10 protein-coding genes are annotated in these 17562 nt (G+C 68.2%); 4 read left to right on the plus strand and 6 right to left on the minus strand.

Going from position 1 to position 17562, the window contains the following annotated elements; all coding sequences use genetic code 11:
- Positions 1-54: 54 nt before the first annotated feature.
- Positions 55-468, plus strand: a complete 414-nt coding sequence (locus tag N4261_RS04135; RefSeq protein WP_261758954.1) for a VOC family protein — start codon at positions 55-57, stop codon at positions 466-468.
- Between the two features lie 2 nt (positions 469-470).
- On the opposite strand, the gene N4261_RS04140 is transcribed toward N4261_RS04135, so the two are convergent.
- The gene (locus N4261_RS04140) at positions 471-3086 is read right to left on the minus strand and encodes a DUF3772 domain-containing protein (RefSeq protein ID WP_261758955.1); all 2616 of its coding nucleotides are present in this window, start codon (positions 3084-3086) and stop codon (positions 471-473) included.
- A 258-nt stretch (positions 3087-3344) separates the two neighbouring features.
- Between N4261_RS04140 and N4261_RS04145 the strand changes: the two genes are divergently transcribed.
- Positions 3345-5882, plus strand: coding sequence for an excinuclease ABC subunit UvrA (locus N4261_RS04145; RefSeq protein ID WP_261760602.1), 2538 nt, complete (start codon positions 3345-3347; stop codon positions 5880-5882).
- A 343-nt stretch (positions 5883-6225) separates the two neighbouring features.
- Positions 6226-8088 (plus strand): hybrid sensor histidine kinase/response regulator, encoded by a 1863-nt coding sequence (locus N4261_RS04150; RefSeq protein WP_261758956.1) that lies wholly within the window; start codon positions 6226-6228, stop codon positions 8086-8088.
- Here the strand turns inward: N4261_RS04150 and N4261_RS04155 are convergent.
- The 3 genes from N4261_RS04155 to katG all read right to left on the minus strand — a co-directional run bounded on the left by N4261_RS04155 (position 8085) and on the right by katG (position 12078).
- The gene (locus N4261_RS04155) at positions 8085-9359 is read right to left on the minus strand and encodes a type II toxin-antitoxin system HipA family toxin (RefSeq protein ID WP_261760603.1); all 1275 of its coding nucleotides are present in this window, start codon (positions 9357-9359) and stop codon (positions 8085-8087) included. The genes N4261_RS04150 and N4261_RS04155 overlap by 4 nt on opposite strands.
- Positions 9349-9645, minus strand: a complete 297-nt coding sequence (locus tag N4261_RS04160; protein WP_261758957.1) for a helix-turn-helix domain-containing protein — start codon at positions 9643-9645, stop codon at positions 9349-9351. Before N4261_RS04160 ends, N4261_RS04155 begins: the two co-directional genes overlap by 11 nt.
- Positions 9646-9897: 252 nt before the next feature.
- On the minus strand, positions 9898-12078 hold the full coding sequence (gene katG, locus N4261_RS04165; RefSeq protein ID WP_261758958.1) for a catalase/peroxidase HPI: 2181 nt from the start codon (positions 12076-12078) through the stop codon (positions 9898-9900).
- Between the two features lie 236 nt (positions 12079-12314).
- On the opposite strand from katG, the gene N4261_RS04170 reads away from it, so the two are divergent.
- A complete protein-coding gene (locus N4261_RS04170) occupies positions 12315-12716 on the plus strand; it encodes a PPC domain-containing DNA-binding protein (protein ID WP_261758959.1) in 402 nt (133 codons plus the stop codon).
- A gap of 150 nt (positions 12717-12866) precedes the next feature.
- Here the strand turns inward: N4261_RS04170 and N4261_RS04175 are convergent, their stop codons facing one another.
- Both N4261_RS04175 and N4261_RS04180 read right to left on the minus strand, forming a co-directional pair.
- A complete protein-coding gene (locus N4261_RS04175; RefSeq protein WP_261758960.1) occupies positions 12867-14900 on the minus strand; it encodes a peptidase inhibitor family I36 protein in 2034 nt (677 codons plus the stop codon).
- Positions 14901-15481: 581 nt separating this feature from the next.
- Positions 15482-17515 (minus strand): peptidase inhibitor family I36 protein, encoded by a 2034-nt coding sequence (locus N4261_RS04180; RefSeq protein ID WP_261758961.1) that lies wholly within the window; start codon positions 17513-17515, stop codon positions 15482-15484.
- Positions 17516-17562 lie beyond the last annotated feature (47 nt).

The following is a 17562-nucleotide window of genomic DNA, read 5'->3' on the forward strand; positions in this document are numbered from 1 at the left end:
TCTGTCTGGTGAGCGGTCGATGGCGACGCCGCAGGCAGGCGCACGGGAGCCCTCATGCGATCGCTGTTTCATCTGGCCTATCACGTGCGCGACCTGGATGCTGCGCGCGCCTTCTACACCGGCGTGCTCGGATGTGCCGAGGGGCGCAGCACCGAGACCTGGGTCGACTTCGATTTCTTCGGCCACCAGATCTCGCTGCACCTGGGCGAGCCGTTCGCGACCACGCTCACCGGCCGGGTCGGCGACCATCTGGTGCCGATGCCGCACCTCGGCCTGGTGCTGGCCATGCCGGACTGGCAGGCGCTGGCCGACCGGCTGGTGAGCCTGGGCCAGACTTTTGTCCTGCCGCCGAGCATCCGCTTCAAGGGCCAGCCGGGCGAGCAGGCCACGCTGTTCCTGCTGGACCCGTCGGGCAATCCGATCGAGATCAAGGGCTTCGCTTCCCAGGACGGTGTGTTCGAGGCCTGACCTCATCCCGCCACCGGCTGCGTCGGCAGCAGCCCCGCTGCGCGCAGCCGGGTGAGCACGTCCAGCAGCAGGTCGCTCTTCACTGCATAGGCCGCTCGCGGCGAGTTGACGAAGCCGGTGGCGTTGAGGACGAAATTGGTGCCGTCGATGCCGTCGAGCTGCACGCTCGGCGGTGGCGACGACAGCACGCCCGGATGGGAGGTGAACGCCTCCAGCAGCAGGGCACGCGCGCGGGCGGTGTCGCTGGACAGCGGCATCGGCAGCTTGAACTGCACCATGCCCAGCGAGTCGCCGTAGGTCACATTGCGGACGATCTTGGTGATGAACTCCGAGTTCGGCACGATCACCGTGGAGCGGTCGCCCATCTGGATCTCGGTGGCCCGCACATTGATGCGGCGGATGTCCCCCTCCACGCCGGACAGCGACACCCAATCCCCCACCTTCACCGGCCGCTCCGCCAGCAGGATCAGCCCCGACACGAAGTTCTGCACCACCGCCTGCAGGCCGAAACCGATGCCCACCGACAGCGCGCTCGCGACCCAGGCCACCCGCTCCAGGCCGACGCCCAGCGCCGACATCGTCACCGCGATCACCGCCACGGCGCCGATGTAGCCGAACAGCGTGGTCACCGACATCCGCATGCCCGCATCCATGCGGGTGGTGGGCATGTAGCGCTGGGCCAGCCAGGTCTTGAGCAGCCGCACCGCGCCGAAACCGAGCAGCATGATCAGCGCGCCTTGCAGCAGCGCCATCGGGCGCAGGCTCAGTTCACCGATGGACAGGCCTTCATGCAGCCGGCCCGCCCGACGGAACAGCTCCACCGGACCTTCCCCATAGGGCGCCAGCAGCAGCACCAAGGCGAATACGCCCACCATCACCCGGCAGACGGCCGACAGCAGCACCGCGGTCTGTTCGCGCGTGCGGGGTTTGGCCGGGGCGGCGCTCGCGTCCTCGGCGGCGGCTTCCTCGGGCGAGCTCGACTTGGCGGTCGGCGCGAGCAGCGACATGAAGAGGTCGTCCACCAGCGCGGTCAGCAGGTAGGCCGTGCTCAGCACGATCAGTCCCCAGACCAGCTGGTTCATGATGAAGGTGCCCAGCGCCACAAAGCCCGACAACACCGCCAGCGCGGACGCCGCCAGCGCGATCCAGGCGCCCGCACGCAGCACCGACAGCCACAGCGGACGAGCCGATGCCGCGCCGTGCGCATCACCCTGCGCGCCGTTGTGAGATCCCGCACCGGTGTTGCCGTGACCTTCGCCGTGACCATCGCTGCGGCTGTCCCCACCGGGGCGCGGCGTGGTCCGGCGCTGGGCCTGGGACAGCGCCAAGGCGAGCACGCCCAGGTGCGTCAGCGTCGACAGCCCGTTGACCGCCCAGGAGAACGAGACGCTGGCATCCAGCGTCGCCACCGACCGCACCGACACCCAGCCCACCACCACGGTGGCAGCCAGCGTCTGCGGGAACCAGGCCAGCCGGGTGGCGGTCAGGTCCGGCACCGGCGGCAGCCGCCACGACGGCTTGCGCGGCATCAACAAGGCGGTGCCCAGCGCGCCGACAAAGGCGCCGAACCAGAGGATGGCCTCCACGCTGTCCAGCCAGTCCGCCAGCCTCGGTGCCGGGCCGGGTCCGGCGGTCAGGGCAAGCGCCACCCCGTGAGCCAGCAGGCCGGCGCTGAGTGTCCACAGCATCACGACGCCGGTGGCATGCAGCGAGCGCCGAAGCCGGCCGGACGGCAGCCGCGTCGCGCTGAGGTGCGCCAGCAACCGGCGCAGACCCAGATGGGCGAGCACCCAGACGACGGCGGCTCCAGCCAGCAGCAGCCAGGTGCTCGGAGTGACCGCCGCAAATCGCTCGCCCAGTTCGCCGCCCAGGGTGCGCAGCCGTTGAAGGTCATCGTCACCGTCGTCGGCCAGCGCCTGCCAGAAGCGCGAGCCCAACACGGACGGCGCCCGCTCTCCCAGCCGCGCGCTGAACTGCATGCGGCGGTTCTCCAGCGCCGTGGCCGCCGCCTGTTCGGCTTCCAGCGCCAGCAGGCGGGCCAGCTTGATCTGCGAATCCAGGGTGGAGATGTTGCGCATCAGCTGCGCCCGCTGGGCGGCCACCTCGGGCGATTCCTTGACGCCGTCGGCCGGCTCGCCGATCTGGGTCAGCCGCGCCTTCACATCGGCCAGCTCGGGCTCCAGCGCGGACGCCGCCTCTTCCGCCCGCGTCTGCGCCGACAGCGCCCGCTTGCGCAGCTGCAGCGTGGCCGCGTCGTCCAGCGTGTCGTCCTGCAGGCTGCGAATGGCGTCCATGTCGCGGCGGGCCGAATCCAGCAACTTGGCCGGATCGACCTCGGCCGGCGGTGCTTCGGTGGTGGTGGTCCGCGAGGTGGCGGGCGTGGCGGAGGCCGACGTCCCCTGCGCCGGTGCAGCCACGGACATCACGGCCGCCGCGAGAGCGATCAGCCATCGACCGGCCAGGCGTGGGCCGCTTTCGGTGAGGCAGGCCCATCGCGCCCGGAGCGAGGGGGCCGGTGGGGTCGGACGTGATGCTGCCGACCGTTCCGCGCGGTGCACGCAGGGCAGGTTGGGCAGGCCCTCCGGCCGTTCCACGCTGTCGATTTGAACCTCGTCCATCCGTCGTCACTTTCTCGATTCGCCAAGGGCAGGCCGTCCGTTTCAGGGGGCGCGGCACGGCGCGACTGGCGCGCAGCTGCGGCCATCCCCGACACTGGGCGCCCGATTTGCCGGTATGAGGGCAAGCGGCATGCGAACCCTGCAGGAACTCCCTTGGCCACACGATCCAGCGCCCCCTCGTCCCGACCCACCCGCCGTCCGAAGGCGCCCTACGCCGCCGGCGACTCGCCCGCCTCCGGGGCGGCGCCTGCTGCTGCGGTGGCTTCATCCCCCTCGACAGGTGCCACAGCCTCATCCGCCTCACCCGGCCAGGGCTTCGTGCGGGTGCGTGGCGCCCGGGAGCACAACCTCAGGGACGTCGATGTGGACATTCCGCGCGACGCCCTGGTGGTGTTCAGCGGCGTCTCCGGCTCCGGCAAGTCGTCCCTGGCGTTCGGCACGATCTACGCGGAGGCGCAGCGCCGCTACTTCGAATCGGTGGCGCCGTATGCACGGCGGCTGATCGATCAGGTCGGCGTGCCGGCGGTCGGCTCGATCGACGGCCTGCCGCCGGCGGTGGCCCTGCAGCAGCAGCGCGGCACGCCCAGCGCCCGGTCCTCGGTGGGCAGCGTGACCGCGCTCTCCTCCCTGCTGCGGATGCTCTATTCGCGCGCCGGCCGTTATCCTGCCAAGCAGCCCATGCTGTATGCGGAGGACTTTTCGCCCAACACGCCGCAGGGCGCCTGTCCGCACTGCCACGGGCTGGGCCGGGTCTATGAGGTCACCGAAGCGTCGATGGTGCCGGACGATTCGCTCACCATCCGCGAGCGCGCGGTCGCTGCCTGGCCGCCGGCCTGGCACGGCCAGAACCTCCGCGACATCCTGGTCACCCTGGGCATCGATGTTGACAAGCCCTGGCGCGAGCTGCCGCGCAAGACGCGCGACTGGATCCTGTTCACCGACGAGCAACCCACCGCGCCGGTTTATGCCGGATTCACGCCTGAGGAGACGCGGGACGCCGTGCGCCGCAAGATGGAGCCGAGCTATCAGGGCACCTTCAGCAGCGCGCGCCGCTATGTGCTGCACACCTTTGCCACCACCCAGAGCGCGCTGATGAAGCGCCGGGTGTCGCGCTACATGGTCGGCGGCCTGTGCCCGGTCTGCGATGGCAAGCGGCTCAAGCGCGAGGCGCTGTCGGTGACCTACGGCGGCCTGGACATCGGGGCGCTGTCCCAACTGCCGCTGGAGCGGCTCGCCGACACGCTGGTGCAGGCGGACACGGCGAAGCTGTCGGAAGAGAAGCGCCTGGCCGCGCAACGGCTGGTGGAGGACGTGCTGATGCGGCTGCGTCCGCTGCTGGCCTTGGGGCTGGGCCATCTGTCGCTGGAGCGCAGCACGCCATCGGTCTCGCCCGGCGAGTTGCAGCGGCTGCGCCTGGCCACGCAGATTTGCAGCAATCTCTTCGGCGTCGTTTATGTGCTGGACGAACCCTCGGCCGGCCTGCACCCGGCGGACGGCGAATCGCTGCTCACCGCATTGCGCCAGCTCAAGGCCTCCGGCAACTCGGTCTTCGTGGTGGAGCACGACCTCAGCCTGATGCGCGAGGCGGACTGGCTGGTCGATGTCGGCCCGGATGCCGGCGAACGGGGCGGGCGGGTGCTCTACAGCGGCCCGCCCGACGGATTGCGGGCGGTGACGGATTCCCGCACCGCCGCCTACCTCTTCGAGGCGCCGCGGGCATTGCGTCCGTCGCCGCGCGAGCCTCGCGGCTGGCTCACCCTCACCGGCATCCGCCAGAACAACCTGGAGGGGTTGGACGCCGCCTTCCCGCTGGGCGTGTTCACCGCGGTGACCGGCGTGTCCGGCTCCGGCAAGTCGACCCTGGTCAGCCGCGCGCTGGTCGAGCTGGTGGGTCGGCACCTCGGCCATGAGCCGACGAGGGACGACGCCGAGGAGGATCCGGCCGAGGCCGAGGCACTGCCCGAGACCCTGGGCCGGATCACCGGCGGCATCGACGACATCCGACGGCTGGTGCAGGTCGACCAGAAGCCGATCGGCCGCACGCCGCGCTCCAACCTGGCGACCTACACCGGGTTGTTCGATCAGGTGCGCCGGCTCTTTGCCGCAACGCCAGCGGCGAAGTCGCGTCGCTTCGATGCGGGTCGGTTCTCCTTCAATGTCGCCAAAGGACGCTGCGAGACCTGCGAAGGCGAAGGCTTCGTGAGCGTGGAGCTGTTGTTCATGCCCAGCGTCTATGCACCCTGTCCCAGCTGCCACGGTGCGCGCTACAACGAGGCCACGCTGAAGGTGCGCTATCGCGACCGCACGATCGCCGACGTGCTCGGCATGACGGTGGACACCGCCGCCGCGTTCTTCGCCGATGAGCCGTCGCTGGCCCGACCGCTGTCCCTGCTGCAGGGCATCGGCCTGGGCTACCTGCGGCTGGGGCAACCGGCCACCGAGTTGTCCGGCGGCGAGGCGCAGCGCATCAAGCTGGTCACCGAGCTGCAGCGCACCCAGCGCGGCCACACCCTGTATGTGCTGGATGAACCGACCACCGGGCTGCATCCCTCCGATGTCGACCGATTGATGGTGCAACTGCAAGGGCTGGTGGAGGCGGGCCACACGGTGGTGGTGGTGGAGCACGAGATGCGCATCGTGGCGGGCAGCGATTGGGTGATCGACATGGGGCCGGGCGCGGGCGGCGCGGGCGGTCGCATCGTCGCGGCGGGGACGCCGGCGGCACTGGCCCGTGATCGCGCTTCGCGCACCGCACCGTACCTGGCGCAGGTGCTGAAGGGCGAGGCCGGGCGTTGAAGGCGAGGGCGAGGGCCCGGTGAGCCGTCGACCTGTTGATCCGTCGATCCTTCGATCCGTCCATCCGCTCGGCAAGGCGTGGGCGGCGGGATCGCCGGCTTCGCCTTCGGGATGGTGTTCCGCCCACGATGAGCGGATGATGAGCTCGACTAAGCGATAAATCGCAGCGGCTCGACGCCGTTGTCCAGGACATTTGCCCGGTGATTTCGCCGAAGACGAAGTCCATGCCCTCCGATGCAGCCGCGTTTCGCGATGCACGCGTCCCCAAAGGGCGCTGCGGGGCGCGGCGTTTGCCGTACATGGCACTGGGTTGGTCCCGATTCATTGGACAAAGGATCTTTCCATGCCTCCGCCCGTCGTCCCAGGCGACCCGCGCGTGCTCACCGGGCTGCTTGCTGCCATCGCAGATTCCTGCGGTGCGCAGGGCTGCGAGCTGCTCATGGACGGCAATGTGGTGGCCCAGGTGCGCAGCACGCCGCAACTGAGCGTCACGGCGGGGGTGGATCTGTCCTGGGACCATGCCCGCGGTCTGCTGCAGTTGCTCGACACCCCGGCGCGGGTGATGTCCGGTCTGGAGCAGGCGGCCTTCCGCGGCGCCTCGATGATGCTGGCCGCCTTCCTGCGTCATGCGGCGCAGTTGCCGCAGGCGGATTCGGAACTCAGTGGCAAGGTGCAATCGGCGCTGGAGTACCTGAACGATGCACTGATCCTGATCAGCGGGGCGGGCGTGGTGGAGTTCGTCAACTCCGCCTTCGAGCAGGCGACCGGCAAGTCCCGCTCGGCCCTGGTGGGTCGGCCCTTCATCGACTGTCTGCCCAGCGTGGCCGGCAGCAGGTTCGAATCCGAAGCTCGTCTGGCGGCGACCAGCCGCAAGGCCCACACCTTCGAGGCCTTCAGCGATCGACTCGGCAAGTGGTTTGAATGCCGCGCCTTTCCTTGCCGGGACGGGCTGATCATCCTGTTGATCGACATCACCGCCCGCAAGGCGGATGAGGCGACCCGTCTGAACCTCGAGGACAAGCTGGTCCGGGCGCAGCGCATGGAATCCCTGGGCACGCTGGCCGGCGGCATCGCGCACGACTTCAACAACATCCTGGCCGCGATCCTCGGTCACGCGGGCATGGCGGCGGATGACTCGCCCAAGGTTTCGCCGCTGCGCGAGCACATGGAACAGATCCGCCGGGCCGGCCTGCGGGCGCGGGAGTTGGTCGAAAAGATCCTGGTGTTCGCCCGCGGCGGCGGCGAGGCCCTGAGTCGGCTGCCGCTGCGGCCGTTGGTGCAGGAGGCGGCCGACCTGCTGCAGGCGACGCTGCCGCCCTCGGTGCGGCTGTCGGTGACGCTGGACGAGGAGGACTGCGCCGCCACCGTCGGTGCCGCCGAGGTGCAACAGATGGTGCTCAACCTTTGCACCAATGCCTGGCAGGCCATGCCGGGCGGCCAGGGGCTGATCCGGTTGCAGCTGCGGTGTGTGACGCTGACCGCACCGCGGGTCTGCACCATGGGGGAGCTGGTGCCCACGAAGTACGCCGAGCTGTCGGTGGAGGACAACGGCGGCGGCATGTCCGCCGAGGTGCAGGCGCGCCTGTTCGAGCCCTTCTTCACCACCAAGCCGCGCGGGCAGGGCACCGGCCTGGGGCTGCATGTGTTGAAGGGCATCGTCGGTACCCACAGCGGTGCCATCGACGTGGTGAGCGAGGCCGGGCACGGGACGCGGTTTTCGGTCTACCTGCCGGTGGTCGAGACGGAGGGCGAGCCGGTCAGCGCGGCTGCGGTGCATGAGGCGCTGCAGCCCGGTCACGGCGAACCCGTGGCCTATGTGGATGACGACCCGATCGTGCTGATGATGGTGGAGCGCCTGCTGGCCAAGGCGGGCTTCTCGGTCAGTGCGTTCGCTTCGCCGGAGGCCTGCCTGCTGGCGCTGATGGCCACGCCCGCGATGTTCAAGGTGCTGGTGACCGACTTCAACATGCCCAACATGAACGGGGCTGAGTTGGCCGAAGCAGTGCGGGCCCTGTCACCGGGCCTGCCCATCGTGGTGACCACCGGTTATGTCTCCGAGGACCTGTCGCAGGCGGCGCTTCGGATGGGCAACATGGCGATCCTTCACAAGGAACGCTCCTATGAGGAACTGGCCGAGGTCACCGCCCGCGCGCTGCAGGGCTTTCCGGACAGCCGGTTCGGGGAGACGGGGATGGCGGCGCTTTAGGATTGCGCCGCAACGCCCCTCCCGGACGTGCCCAGGCGCCTGCGTGCGTACAGGAGGCCGTCCTCCCAGACTGGGCGTATTTGAGCGAGCAACTGGGCCGGCACACGGGGATCGCTGGCGGCCTCCTGCAAGGTCTTGGTCATTCCGGTGGCGATGCGTTCCAGCACCTGTGCTGGCGATTTGACGCCACACACCTTGTGGCCGAACTGCAGAAGCATTTCGCTCGTTGGATAGGCCTTCGTGTGATGGCGACCGCTGAACAGCTTGAGCGCGGTGGTGCGATCTTCCAACTCCGGTCCCCCGTGGAACTGGGTGTAGCGATAGATGGACGTGGTCACGACATCAAACATTGGCGTCAGCCACACATCGGCTGATGACCGATACAGCACGCCAAAGTTCTTCAAATGGGCGTCTCCGTTGCGCACCATGATCGAGAACGCCACCTGCTCATAGAAACGCTCCAGGTCGGACGAGCTCAGGCCCAGTGCTTGGAGGGTCTCGGCGATGCGCTGATAGCTGCCGTGGTATTTGCGATCGGACAGCACATCGCGAACACGCAGACCGACGATGGCGGCAATGTCTTCAAAGCCCAACCGTTCGACCCGCCCGTCGGGATGATGGATCATGTCGAAGCGATCCAGCACCAGGAGTTGACCGTCATTCGAGAGGTCGAAGGTGGGCACCTCGATGCCTGCATGCCGCGCCGCCGTGAGGCAGAGATATTCATTGGCGGCCAGACCGGGGTAGGCCTCGCCTGCCGCCTTGACGATGAGGGAGGGCACAGGCACCGTCGGGCGCGCTGGCACCATGATCTTGGGCTGCATGCCGGCGATGCCGGCGCCGGTGCTGAGGTAGGCGTGAACCAGCTCGTCGAAGAGCTCGGGCGTGTAGGGCATCTCCAGCAAGGCGCTGCGGCTGAGCGGGTGCATGGCTGCGGGCGGCTCGGCGCCTGGCAGGCGATAGCCCAGTCGCCCGATGCCGTTGTTGCCGATGAGCGCGAGCAAATGCATCGGCGTGGTGGGCTGCTTGGGGAATAACGCGCGGATGCGCATGAAGAGGTCGCCCTCGGGCAGGTTCTGATCCATTGACGGGAACAGATCACCGCCGCGCCACGTCAACTGCGATTGCGGACTCATCAGCAAGGCCACCTGCGGCGGCTCAGGCGCCGCAGCCAGGTAGCGGAATTCATAAATGGAATTCTTCAGCAACTGACCGGCGTCGGCAGCGTCGCCAATCGACACATTCAGGAGAGGGATCTTGTCAGGCAGCATGGCCACCGCCCGTATCCTCGTCCGCATCTTCATCGCGGTTGAAGCGTTCGGCGATTTCTTCCATGGTGGGTAAACCTGCGCGTTCAAGGCGCATCGTCAAACCCAGTGCGCGAAGGACCGCCATGAGCGAGGAGATAGTGGATTCTTCGCCAGACTCCAGGCGATAGATCACCTCCCGGACCTTGCCGGCACGTTCCGCCAGATCCTTCTTGCTCAGGCCCATCGCTTCGCGACGCTGGCGAAGCTGCAGCCCCAAATCCTCAGCAAATCGAACCGTGTCAGTCATGGCTGACATTTTGAGCAATTTTGCGATTTTTGCAAGCCATGGCAGACACGAGCTTCCACTGCCATGAAACGCCTGTGTAAGCCATGACTTGCATTTCGGCGGAAAAATTCCAAAAAGACAGCCATGGCTGACACGGAGTGTCTCGTGCTGGCAATGTGAGGGCAGCGATGGATCCCCAGGGTTCTGCGTTGAGGCAAGAGGGCCGGCGCAGCGGAATGCCCCGGCGTCATCCTGCGATCGGCGGCCGGTCGGTTATCCGGCCTTCAGATCAAACCGGTCCAGATTCATCACCTTGGCCCAGGCCGCCACGAAGTCGTGGACGAAGGGCGCCGCGCCGTCGCTGGATGCATAGACCTCCGCCAGGGCGCGCAGTTGGGCGTTGGAACCGAAGACCAGGTCGGCGGCGGTGGCCGTCCATCGGGCTGCGCCGGTCTTTCGATCGGTGCCTTCGAAGACGCCTGGCACCGAGGCCGAGGGCTTCCAGGTGGTGCGCATGTCCAGCAGGTGGATGAAGAAGTCCGGCGTCAGCGCCCCGGCGCGTTGGGTGAAGCCGCCATGCGCGGTGCCGCCGAAGTTCGCGCCAAGGGCCCGCAGGCCGCCCACCAGCGCCGTCATCTCCGGTGCGGTGAGGGTCAGCAGGCAGGCGCGGTCAATCAGCGCAGCGGCCGCGGTCGCCTCGCTGCCGGCCCGCACGTAGTTGCGGAAACCGTCCGCCGCAGGCTCCAGCACCTTGAAGGCCTCGACATCCGTCTGCGCCTGCGAGGCATCGGTGCGTCCCGGGGAGAACGGCACCTTCACCTCATGGCCGGCCTGCCGCGCGGCCACCTCCACCGCCGCGCAGCCGCCCAGCACGATCAGATCGGCCAGCGACACCTGCTTGCCCTGGGTCTGCGCCGCGTTGAACTCACGCTGCACCTTTTCCAGCTTCTGCAGCGCCTGGGCCAGCGCCGCCGGCTCATTCACCGGCCAATCCTTCTGCGGCGCGAGCCGAATGCGCGCGCCATTGGCACCGCCCCGCAGGTCGGTGCCGCGGAAGGTCGACGCCGAGGCCCAGGCGGTCTTCACCAGCTCCGGGACGGACAGGGCATTGAGCAGCGCGGTCTTGAGCACCGCGATGTCGGTCGCATCGATCAGTGGGTGGTCGACGGCCGGCACCGGGTCCTGCCACAGCAGGTCCTCCTTGGGCACCAAGGGGCCGAGGTAGCGCACCTTCGGGCCCATGTCGCGATGGGTGAGCTTGAACCAGGCACGGGCGAAGGCGTCTGCAAAGGCCTGGGGGTCGGCCAGGTAGCGGCGGCTGATCTGCTCGTAGGCCGGATCGAAGCGCAGCGCCAGATCGGCGGTCAGCATCATCGGCTGATGGGTCTTGCCGGGGATGTGCGCGTCGGGCACGGTGCCGGCGGCGGCATTGCCCTTGGGCTTCCATTGATGGGCGCCGGCCGGGCTCTTGGTCAGCTCCCATTCATGCGCAAACAGCGTCTCCAGGTAGCCCATGTCCCATTGGGTCGGATGGGCGGTCCAGGCGCCCTCCAGGCCGCTGGTGATCGCATGCGCGCCCTTGCCGCTGTCGAAGCCGCTCTTCCAGCCCAGGCCCAGTTCCTCGATATTGGCGCCCTCGGGTTCCGCGCCGACATGGTGGGCCGGTCCGGCCCCGTGGCACTTGCCGAAGGTGTGGCCCCCGGCGACCAGGGCCACCGTTTCCTCATCGTCCATGGCCATGCGGGCGAAGGTCTCGCGGATGTCGCGTGCGGAGGCGACGGGATCGGGATGGCCGTTCGGTCCCTCGGGATTCACATAGATCAGGCCCATCTGGACGGCCGCCAGCGGATTGGCGAGCTCGCGGTCGCCGCTGTAGCGGTCGTCGCCCAGCCAGGTGGATTCGGGCCCCCAGTCGATCGGCTGCGGCTCCCAGATGTCCTCCCGGCCGCCGCCGAAGCCGAAGGTCTTGAAGCCCATCGATTCCAGCGCCACGTTGCCGGTCAGGATCATCAGATCGGCCCAGGACAGCTTGCGACCGTACTTCTGCTTGATCGGCCACAGCAGCCGACGAGCCTTGTCGAGGTTGCCGTTGTCCGGCCAGCTGTTGAGCGGGGCGAAGCGCTGCTCACCGGAGCGGGCGCCGCCGCGGCCGTCGAAGATCCGGTAGGTGCCGGCCGCGTGCCAGGCCATGCGGATGAAGAACGGGCCGTAATGGCCGTAGTCGGCGGGCCACCAGTCTTGCGAATCGGTCATCAGCGCATGGAGGTCGGTGATCACCGCGTTCAGGTCGAGGGTCTTGAACTCGGCCGCGTAGTCGAAGTCCTCCACCATCGGATCGGACAACTCGGAATGCTGGTGCAGCAGCGCCAGATTCAACTGGTCCGGCCACCACTGGCTGTTGGTCCGGGCCGACTTGGGTCGATGAGCGACCGGGCATGTGGTTTCAGTAGTCATACGCAGGGTCTCCGTTGAGGTCGACGGCCATAGCGTAGGACGACGCCTGGAATTCCGGAAGTCGCGGGTCGCATGTCCGACTTGCGGGACCGGTCGAACATCCGGGCACGCTTGCGAATACATTGGGACCTGCCCAAGCAGGCCGGCGCGGGCAAACGTCTCTACATTCCCGCCCGGAGGTGAAGCGCGATGACAAATCCATCCCTGTGGTCGGCCGGCGCCTGAAGTCCCGGCGCATGGAACTCCGACCCTTGAGACTTGAGCCCGGCGACGATCTCCGCCGTGCATTGGAGGCTGCGTGCGCCGAATCGGGCACCGCAGCCTTCGTCGTTTCCGGCATTGGCAGCTTGACGCGGGCCAGGCTGCGTCTGGCGGCGGCGAACGGGGAAACCGAGCTGTCAGGCCCGCTCGAGATCCTGACGCTGGCCGGATCGCTCAGCGCCGATGGCGCCCACCTGCACATGTCGGTGGCGGACGCGCAGGGTCGCGTCTGCGGCGGCCATGTCGGCTATGGCAATCAGGTCAGGACCACGGCGGAAGTGCTGGTGGCCGTGTTGCCTGACTGGCAACTGACGCGCGAGGTCGATGCCGCCACCGGCTACAAGGAGCTGGTGATCAGACCCACCTCGTCGACGTAGCCCCCCCAAACGACTTCGGGCATGGCACCTGGACTTCCAGATGACATGCCCGAGAACAAATCCGTGGCGAGGTCCGCCCGCTGGTCGCCACAGGTGGCGGTCGCAAGCGGCCTCGCGGCCATCGGCTGGATCAGCCGATGGGGTTCCGACTCAGCGCGCTTGCTCGACGCGCTGCGCGTTCAGACCATCCGAGACCACCAGCTCGAAGCGGCCGCCGGCCGGCAGCTCGCTGGTGTCCAGCGTGGCTTGACCGCCCTGCAGATCCTGCGCGAGGTTCAGGCGGCGGGTGCCGTCGGTCCAGGTCACGCTCAGGAACGGCGTGGCATCGGCATCCCAGCGCAGCACGGCCTGGCCACGGGTCTCCTGGACCTGCACCTGGGCGCGGCTGGCGCCGGCGGCCAACGCCTTCTGGCGGGCATTGCTGGCGCGGGCGGCGGCCTGCGCCAGGGTGCTGCCATCCCGCATCACGCTGATGCTGGCGATGTTGTCCACCTTGGGCACCAGCACGCGGAAGTGCAGCAGTTCGCCTTCATGGTCCAGCGATTGCGGCGTGAACGCGTAATCCTGGATCTGACCGGCCGAGGTCTGCACGCGCACCACATACGGGCCGCTGCTGCTCTCCGGCTTGGACACCAGCGTCTTGACCGGGTTGATCTCGATCTGCTTGCCGCGGATGCTGCCGCTGATCAGCAGCACGTCCTGGTCCGGCGCCGCCGCCACCGCAGCCGCCTTGGCCGTGGCCGCATCGGTCGGGGTCAGGAAGGTCTGCATCAGGCGGTAGTTGTAGTCCGAGAACACCACGCCACCGCAGTAGCTCATGATGTCGTGGCGGTCGGTCGGACGCGGGTCGTAGAAGCTGTTGGTGTCCGACAGGTAGCTCCAGATGTAGCGACCGGCCTTGCCCAGGTTGGCATCCGGGTACGGATACTTCGGATCCGGCGATCCCGCGCCGCCGCAGGCCGCGTGCGGCAGCGAGAAGTTGTGGCCGAGTTCATGGGCCACCACGTCCCGCACCGTGTCCGGCGAGTTGGGCATGTCGAAGCTGACGGCCGAGTTGCCCGGCATGTAGCCCAGGCCGGCCAGACCCCAGGTGCGCTTCGGGATGAAGCCGAAGTAGTAGTCGTGGCGGGCCGCACGCTCCAGCGCATGCAGGTCGGACAGCTCGCCCAGGATCTTGCCGAAGGCATCGCTCCACTGCGCGTCCGAGGTTGGCAGCGTAGTGACTCGGGTCGACACATAGGTCGGGTGCGCCTGCAGCGTCACCGTCGACACCGGGAACAGGGCCTTGATGTGGGCGGTCTGGTCGACCGGCAGTTGACCGGTGGTGCCGGCGATCTTCACCGCGATCGGCATGAAGCGCATCGGGATGCCGCCGCCCACGCGAGGCGTGAAGCTCTGAGCCGCAGCACCGGCGACGTTGACCGTCACCTTCATGCCGGTCTTCACCAGATCGGCGGGCACGGTGACGGTGTAGGCGTCGTCGAAGGACGGGACGTCGGAGACGGTGGTGGGCAGGCCACGGCGCGGCGCGGCCAGCGGCAGGTCGCGGCTGGTGCCGGTGGCGGTGTTCTCGATCCTCACCGTGGCTGCCGGCAACGTGGCCGGCGAGGCGGGCGCGGTCACATTGACCTTCAGCAGCGTGGGCTTGTTGGCCACCAGCACCAGCTGGTTGTCGCTGCTGCCGTAGAGCATGGACTGCGCGAACTGGACCGAGGCCAGCGTCACCGCCGACGGCGTCGGCGTGGTGCCCAGCGCGGTCATGCGGATCGAGGCGGTCACGTCGTTGAAGCTCGACGGCACCAGGTTCGCATTGTTGGCGGTGAGGGTCAGCGCGCGGCCGCCGTACAGCCTTTCGGAGAACAGCTCGACCTTGTAGCCGGTCGGCACCTTGATCGAGGAAATGCGCGCGTTCCAGGCGGTCGGCAACTGCGGATTGCTGCTCGACATGCAAATGGTGGCGCCGGTGTAGTTCACGTGTTCATAGACGCAGACCAGCGGCTTGGAGGCGGTGGCCGCTGCGGTCGTACCGGTGCTGCCGCTGACATTTGCGGCCTGCGCGGTCGCCTCGGTGGACTCGCCGCCGCCGCAACCCACCAGCAGACCGGCCAGCGCCAGGGACATCGACAGCGGGTGCAGGCGCAGCCGGCTGGGTGCGCCGGACGAGCGCTTCGTGGAGAGAGTCATGAGGGCTCCTTGGGGAAATGGGGTGTCGCCGCGCGTGGGCGAGGCGTACAAGGCAGGGGCGACAGGCGCCTGACCTTGGCGTGGCGCGATTATTCGGAGCGACCCCTGGGGACGTTGCAACGGGTGTCGCGGATTCGTAAGCGCAGGAAAGCAGTTTCAAGTCACGCCGTGAGCGCCGGGGTCCGGCGCGGAGGACCGCGATCCACCGGCTGCCGCTGCGAGATCCGGCAGGCGGCCTGGCCATCGGCGTGTGCGGCTGCGCCAAGGCGGGCCGGCGCGCGGTGACACGCTGTTACCGGCCTGTTGCTTGTTGCTTTCGGTGGGTGTCGGATTCGACAAACAGGCGGCTTGAAGGCTGTCGCCGCTTCTTGGGACGTCGGGTGGGGCGCGCGTGAGACAGACGCCTATCAAGCTTGGCTGGCAACGGGCAACGGGCAACGGGCAACGGCGGCGGCGGTCGCGGTGGACCGTCGAGTGCGACAACCGCCGCTGGAATGCGCATCGCGCCACCGTCCATGCAGACGGTGGCGCGATCATCTGGCCGACGGATCAGCGTGGCTGACCCGCCGGCCGGTCTCGACTCAGCGCGCTTGCTCGACGCGCTGCGCGTTCAGACCATCCGAGACCACCAGTTCGAAGCGGCCGCCGGCCGGCAGCTCGCTGGTGTCCAGCGTGGCTTGACCGCCCTGCAGATCCTGCGCGAGGTTCAGGCGGCGGGTGCCGTCGGTCCAGGTCACGCTCAGGAACGGCGTGGCATCGGCATCCCAGCGCAGCACGGCCTGGCCACGGGTCTCCTGGACCTGCACCTGGGCGCGGCTGGCGCCGGCGGCCAACGCCTTCTGGCGGGCATTGCTGGCGCGGGCGGCGGCCTGCGCCAGGGTGCTGCCATCCCGCATCACGCTGATGCTGGCGATGTTGTCCACCTTGGGCACCAGCACGCGGAAGTGCAGCAGTTCGCCTTCATGGTCCAGCGATTGCGGCGTGAACGCGTAATCCTGGATCTGACCGGCCGAGGTCTGCACGCGCACCACATACGGGCCGCTGCTGCTCTCCGGCTTGGACACCAGCGTCTTGACCGGGTTGATCTCGATCTGCTTGCCGCGGATGCTGCCGCTGATCAGCAGCACGTCCTGGTCCGGCGCCGCCGCCACCGCAGCCGCCTTGGCCGTGGCCGCATCGGTCGGGGTCAGGAAGGTCTGCATCAGGCGGTAGTTGTAGTCCGAGAACACCACGCCACCGCAGTAGCTCATGATGTCGTGGCGATCGGTCGGACGCGGGTCGTAGAAGCTGTTGGTGTCCGACAGGTAGCTCCAGATGTAGCGACCGGCCTTGCCCAGGTTGGCATCCGGGTACGGATACTTCGGATCCGGCGATCCCGCGCCGCCGCAGGCCGCGTGCGGCAGCGAGAAGTTGTGGCCGAGTTCATGGGCCACCACGTCCCGCACCGTGTCCGGCGCATTGGGCATGTCGAAGCTGACGGCCGAGTTGCCCGGCACATAACCCAGGCCGGCCAGGCCCCAGGTGCGCTTCGGGATGAAGCCGAAGTAGTAGTCGTGGCGGGCTGCACGCTCCAGCGCATGCAGGTCGGACAGCTCGCCCAGGATCTTGCCGAAGGCATCGCTCCACTGCGCGTCCGAGGTCGGCAGCGTGGTGACGCGGGTCGACACATAGGTCGGGTGCGCCTGCAGCGTCACCGTCGACACCGGGAACAGGGCCTTGATGTGGGCGGTCTGGTCGACCGGCAGTTGACCGGTGGTGCCGGCGATCTTCACCGCGATCGGCATGAAGCGCATCGGGATGCCGCCGCCCACGCGAGGCGTGAAGCTCTGAGCCGCAGCACCGGCGACGTTGACCGTCACCTTCATGCCGGTCTTCACCAGATCGGCGGGCACGGTGACGGTGTAGGCGTCGTCGAAGGACGGGACGTCGGAGACGGTGGTGGGCAGGCCACGGCGCGGCGCGGCCAGCGGCAGGTCACGGCTGGTGCCGGTGGCGGTGTTCTCGATCCTCACCGTGGCTGCCGGCAGCGTGGCCGGCGAGGCGGGTGCGGTCACATTGACCTTCAGCAGCGTCGGCTTGTTGGCCACCAGCACCAGCTGGTTGTCGCTGCTGCCGTAGAGCATGGACTGCGCGAACTGGACCGAGGCCAGCTTCACCGTGGACGTCGCGGTGATGCGCACCGAGGACACCACGTCATTGAAGTTGGACGGCACCAGGTTGGCATTGTCCGCAGTCAGGGTCAGCACGCGACCGCCGTAGTTGATGTCGGAGAACAACTCCACCTTGTAGCCGGCCGGCACCTTCAGCGAGGAGATCCTATCGTTCCAGGACGAGCCGATCCAGCTGCTGCTCGCGGTCAGGCAGGTGCTGGCACCGACGTAGTTCACATGCTCGAAGAAGCAGATCTGAGCCGCCGCGGCGGCCGCAGTGGTGCCGGCGCTGGTCGAGCCGGCCGCGCCGGTCGAGCCGTTGACGCGAGAGGCCTGAACCGCCGGGTCGGTCGATTCACCGCCGCCGCAACCCGCCAGCAAACCCGCCAGCGCGAGAGACAACGACAGCGGATGCAGCCGCAAGCGGCCGGATGCGCCGGATGAGCGCTTGGAAGACAGAGTCATGGGGGCTCCTTGAAATTGGGTTGGGGGCCGGGACGTGACCACGATGA

It is taken from the genome of Roseateles amylovorans (assembly GCF_025398155.2).
GTDB classification, from domain to species: Bacteria; Pseudomonadota; Gammaproteobacteria; order Burkholderiales; family Burkholderiaceae_C; genus Roseateles; species Roseateles amylovorans.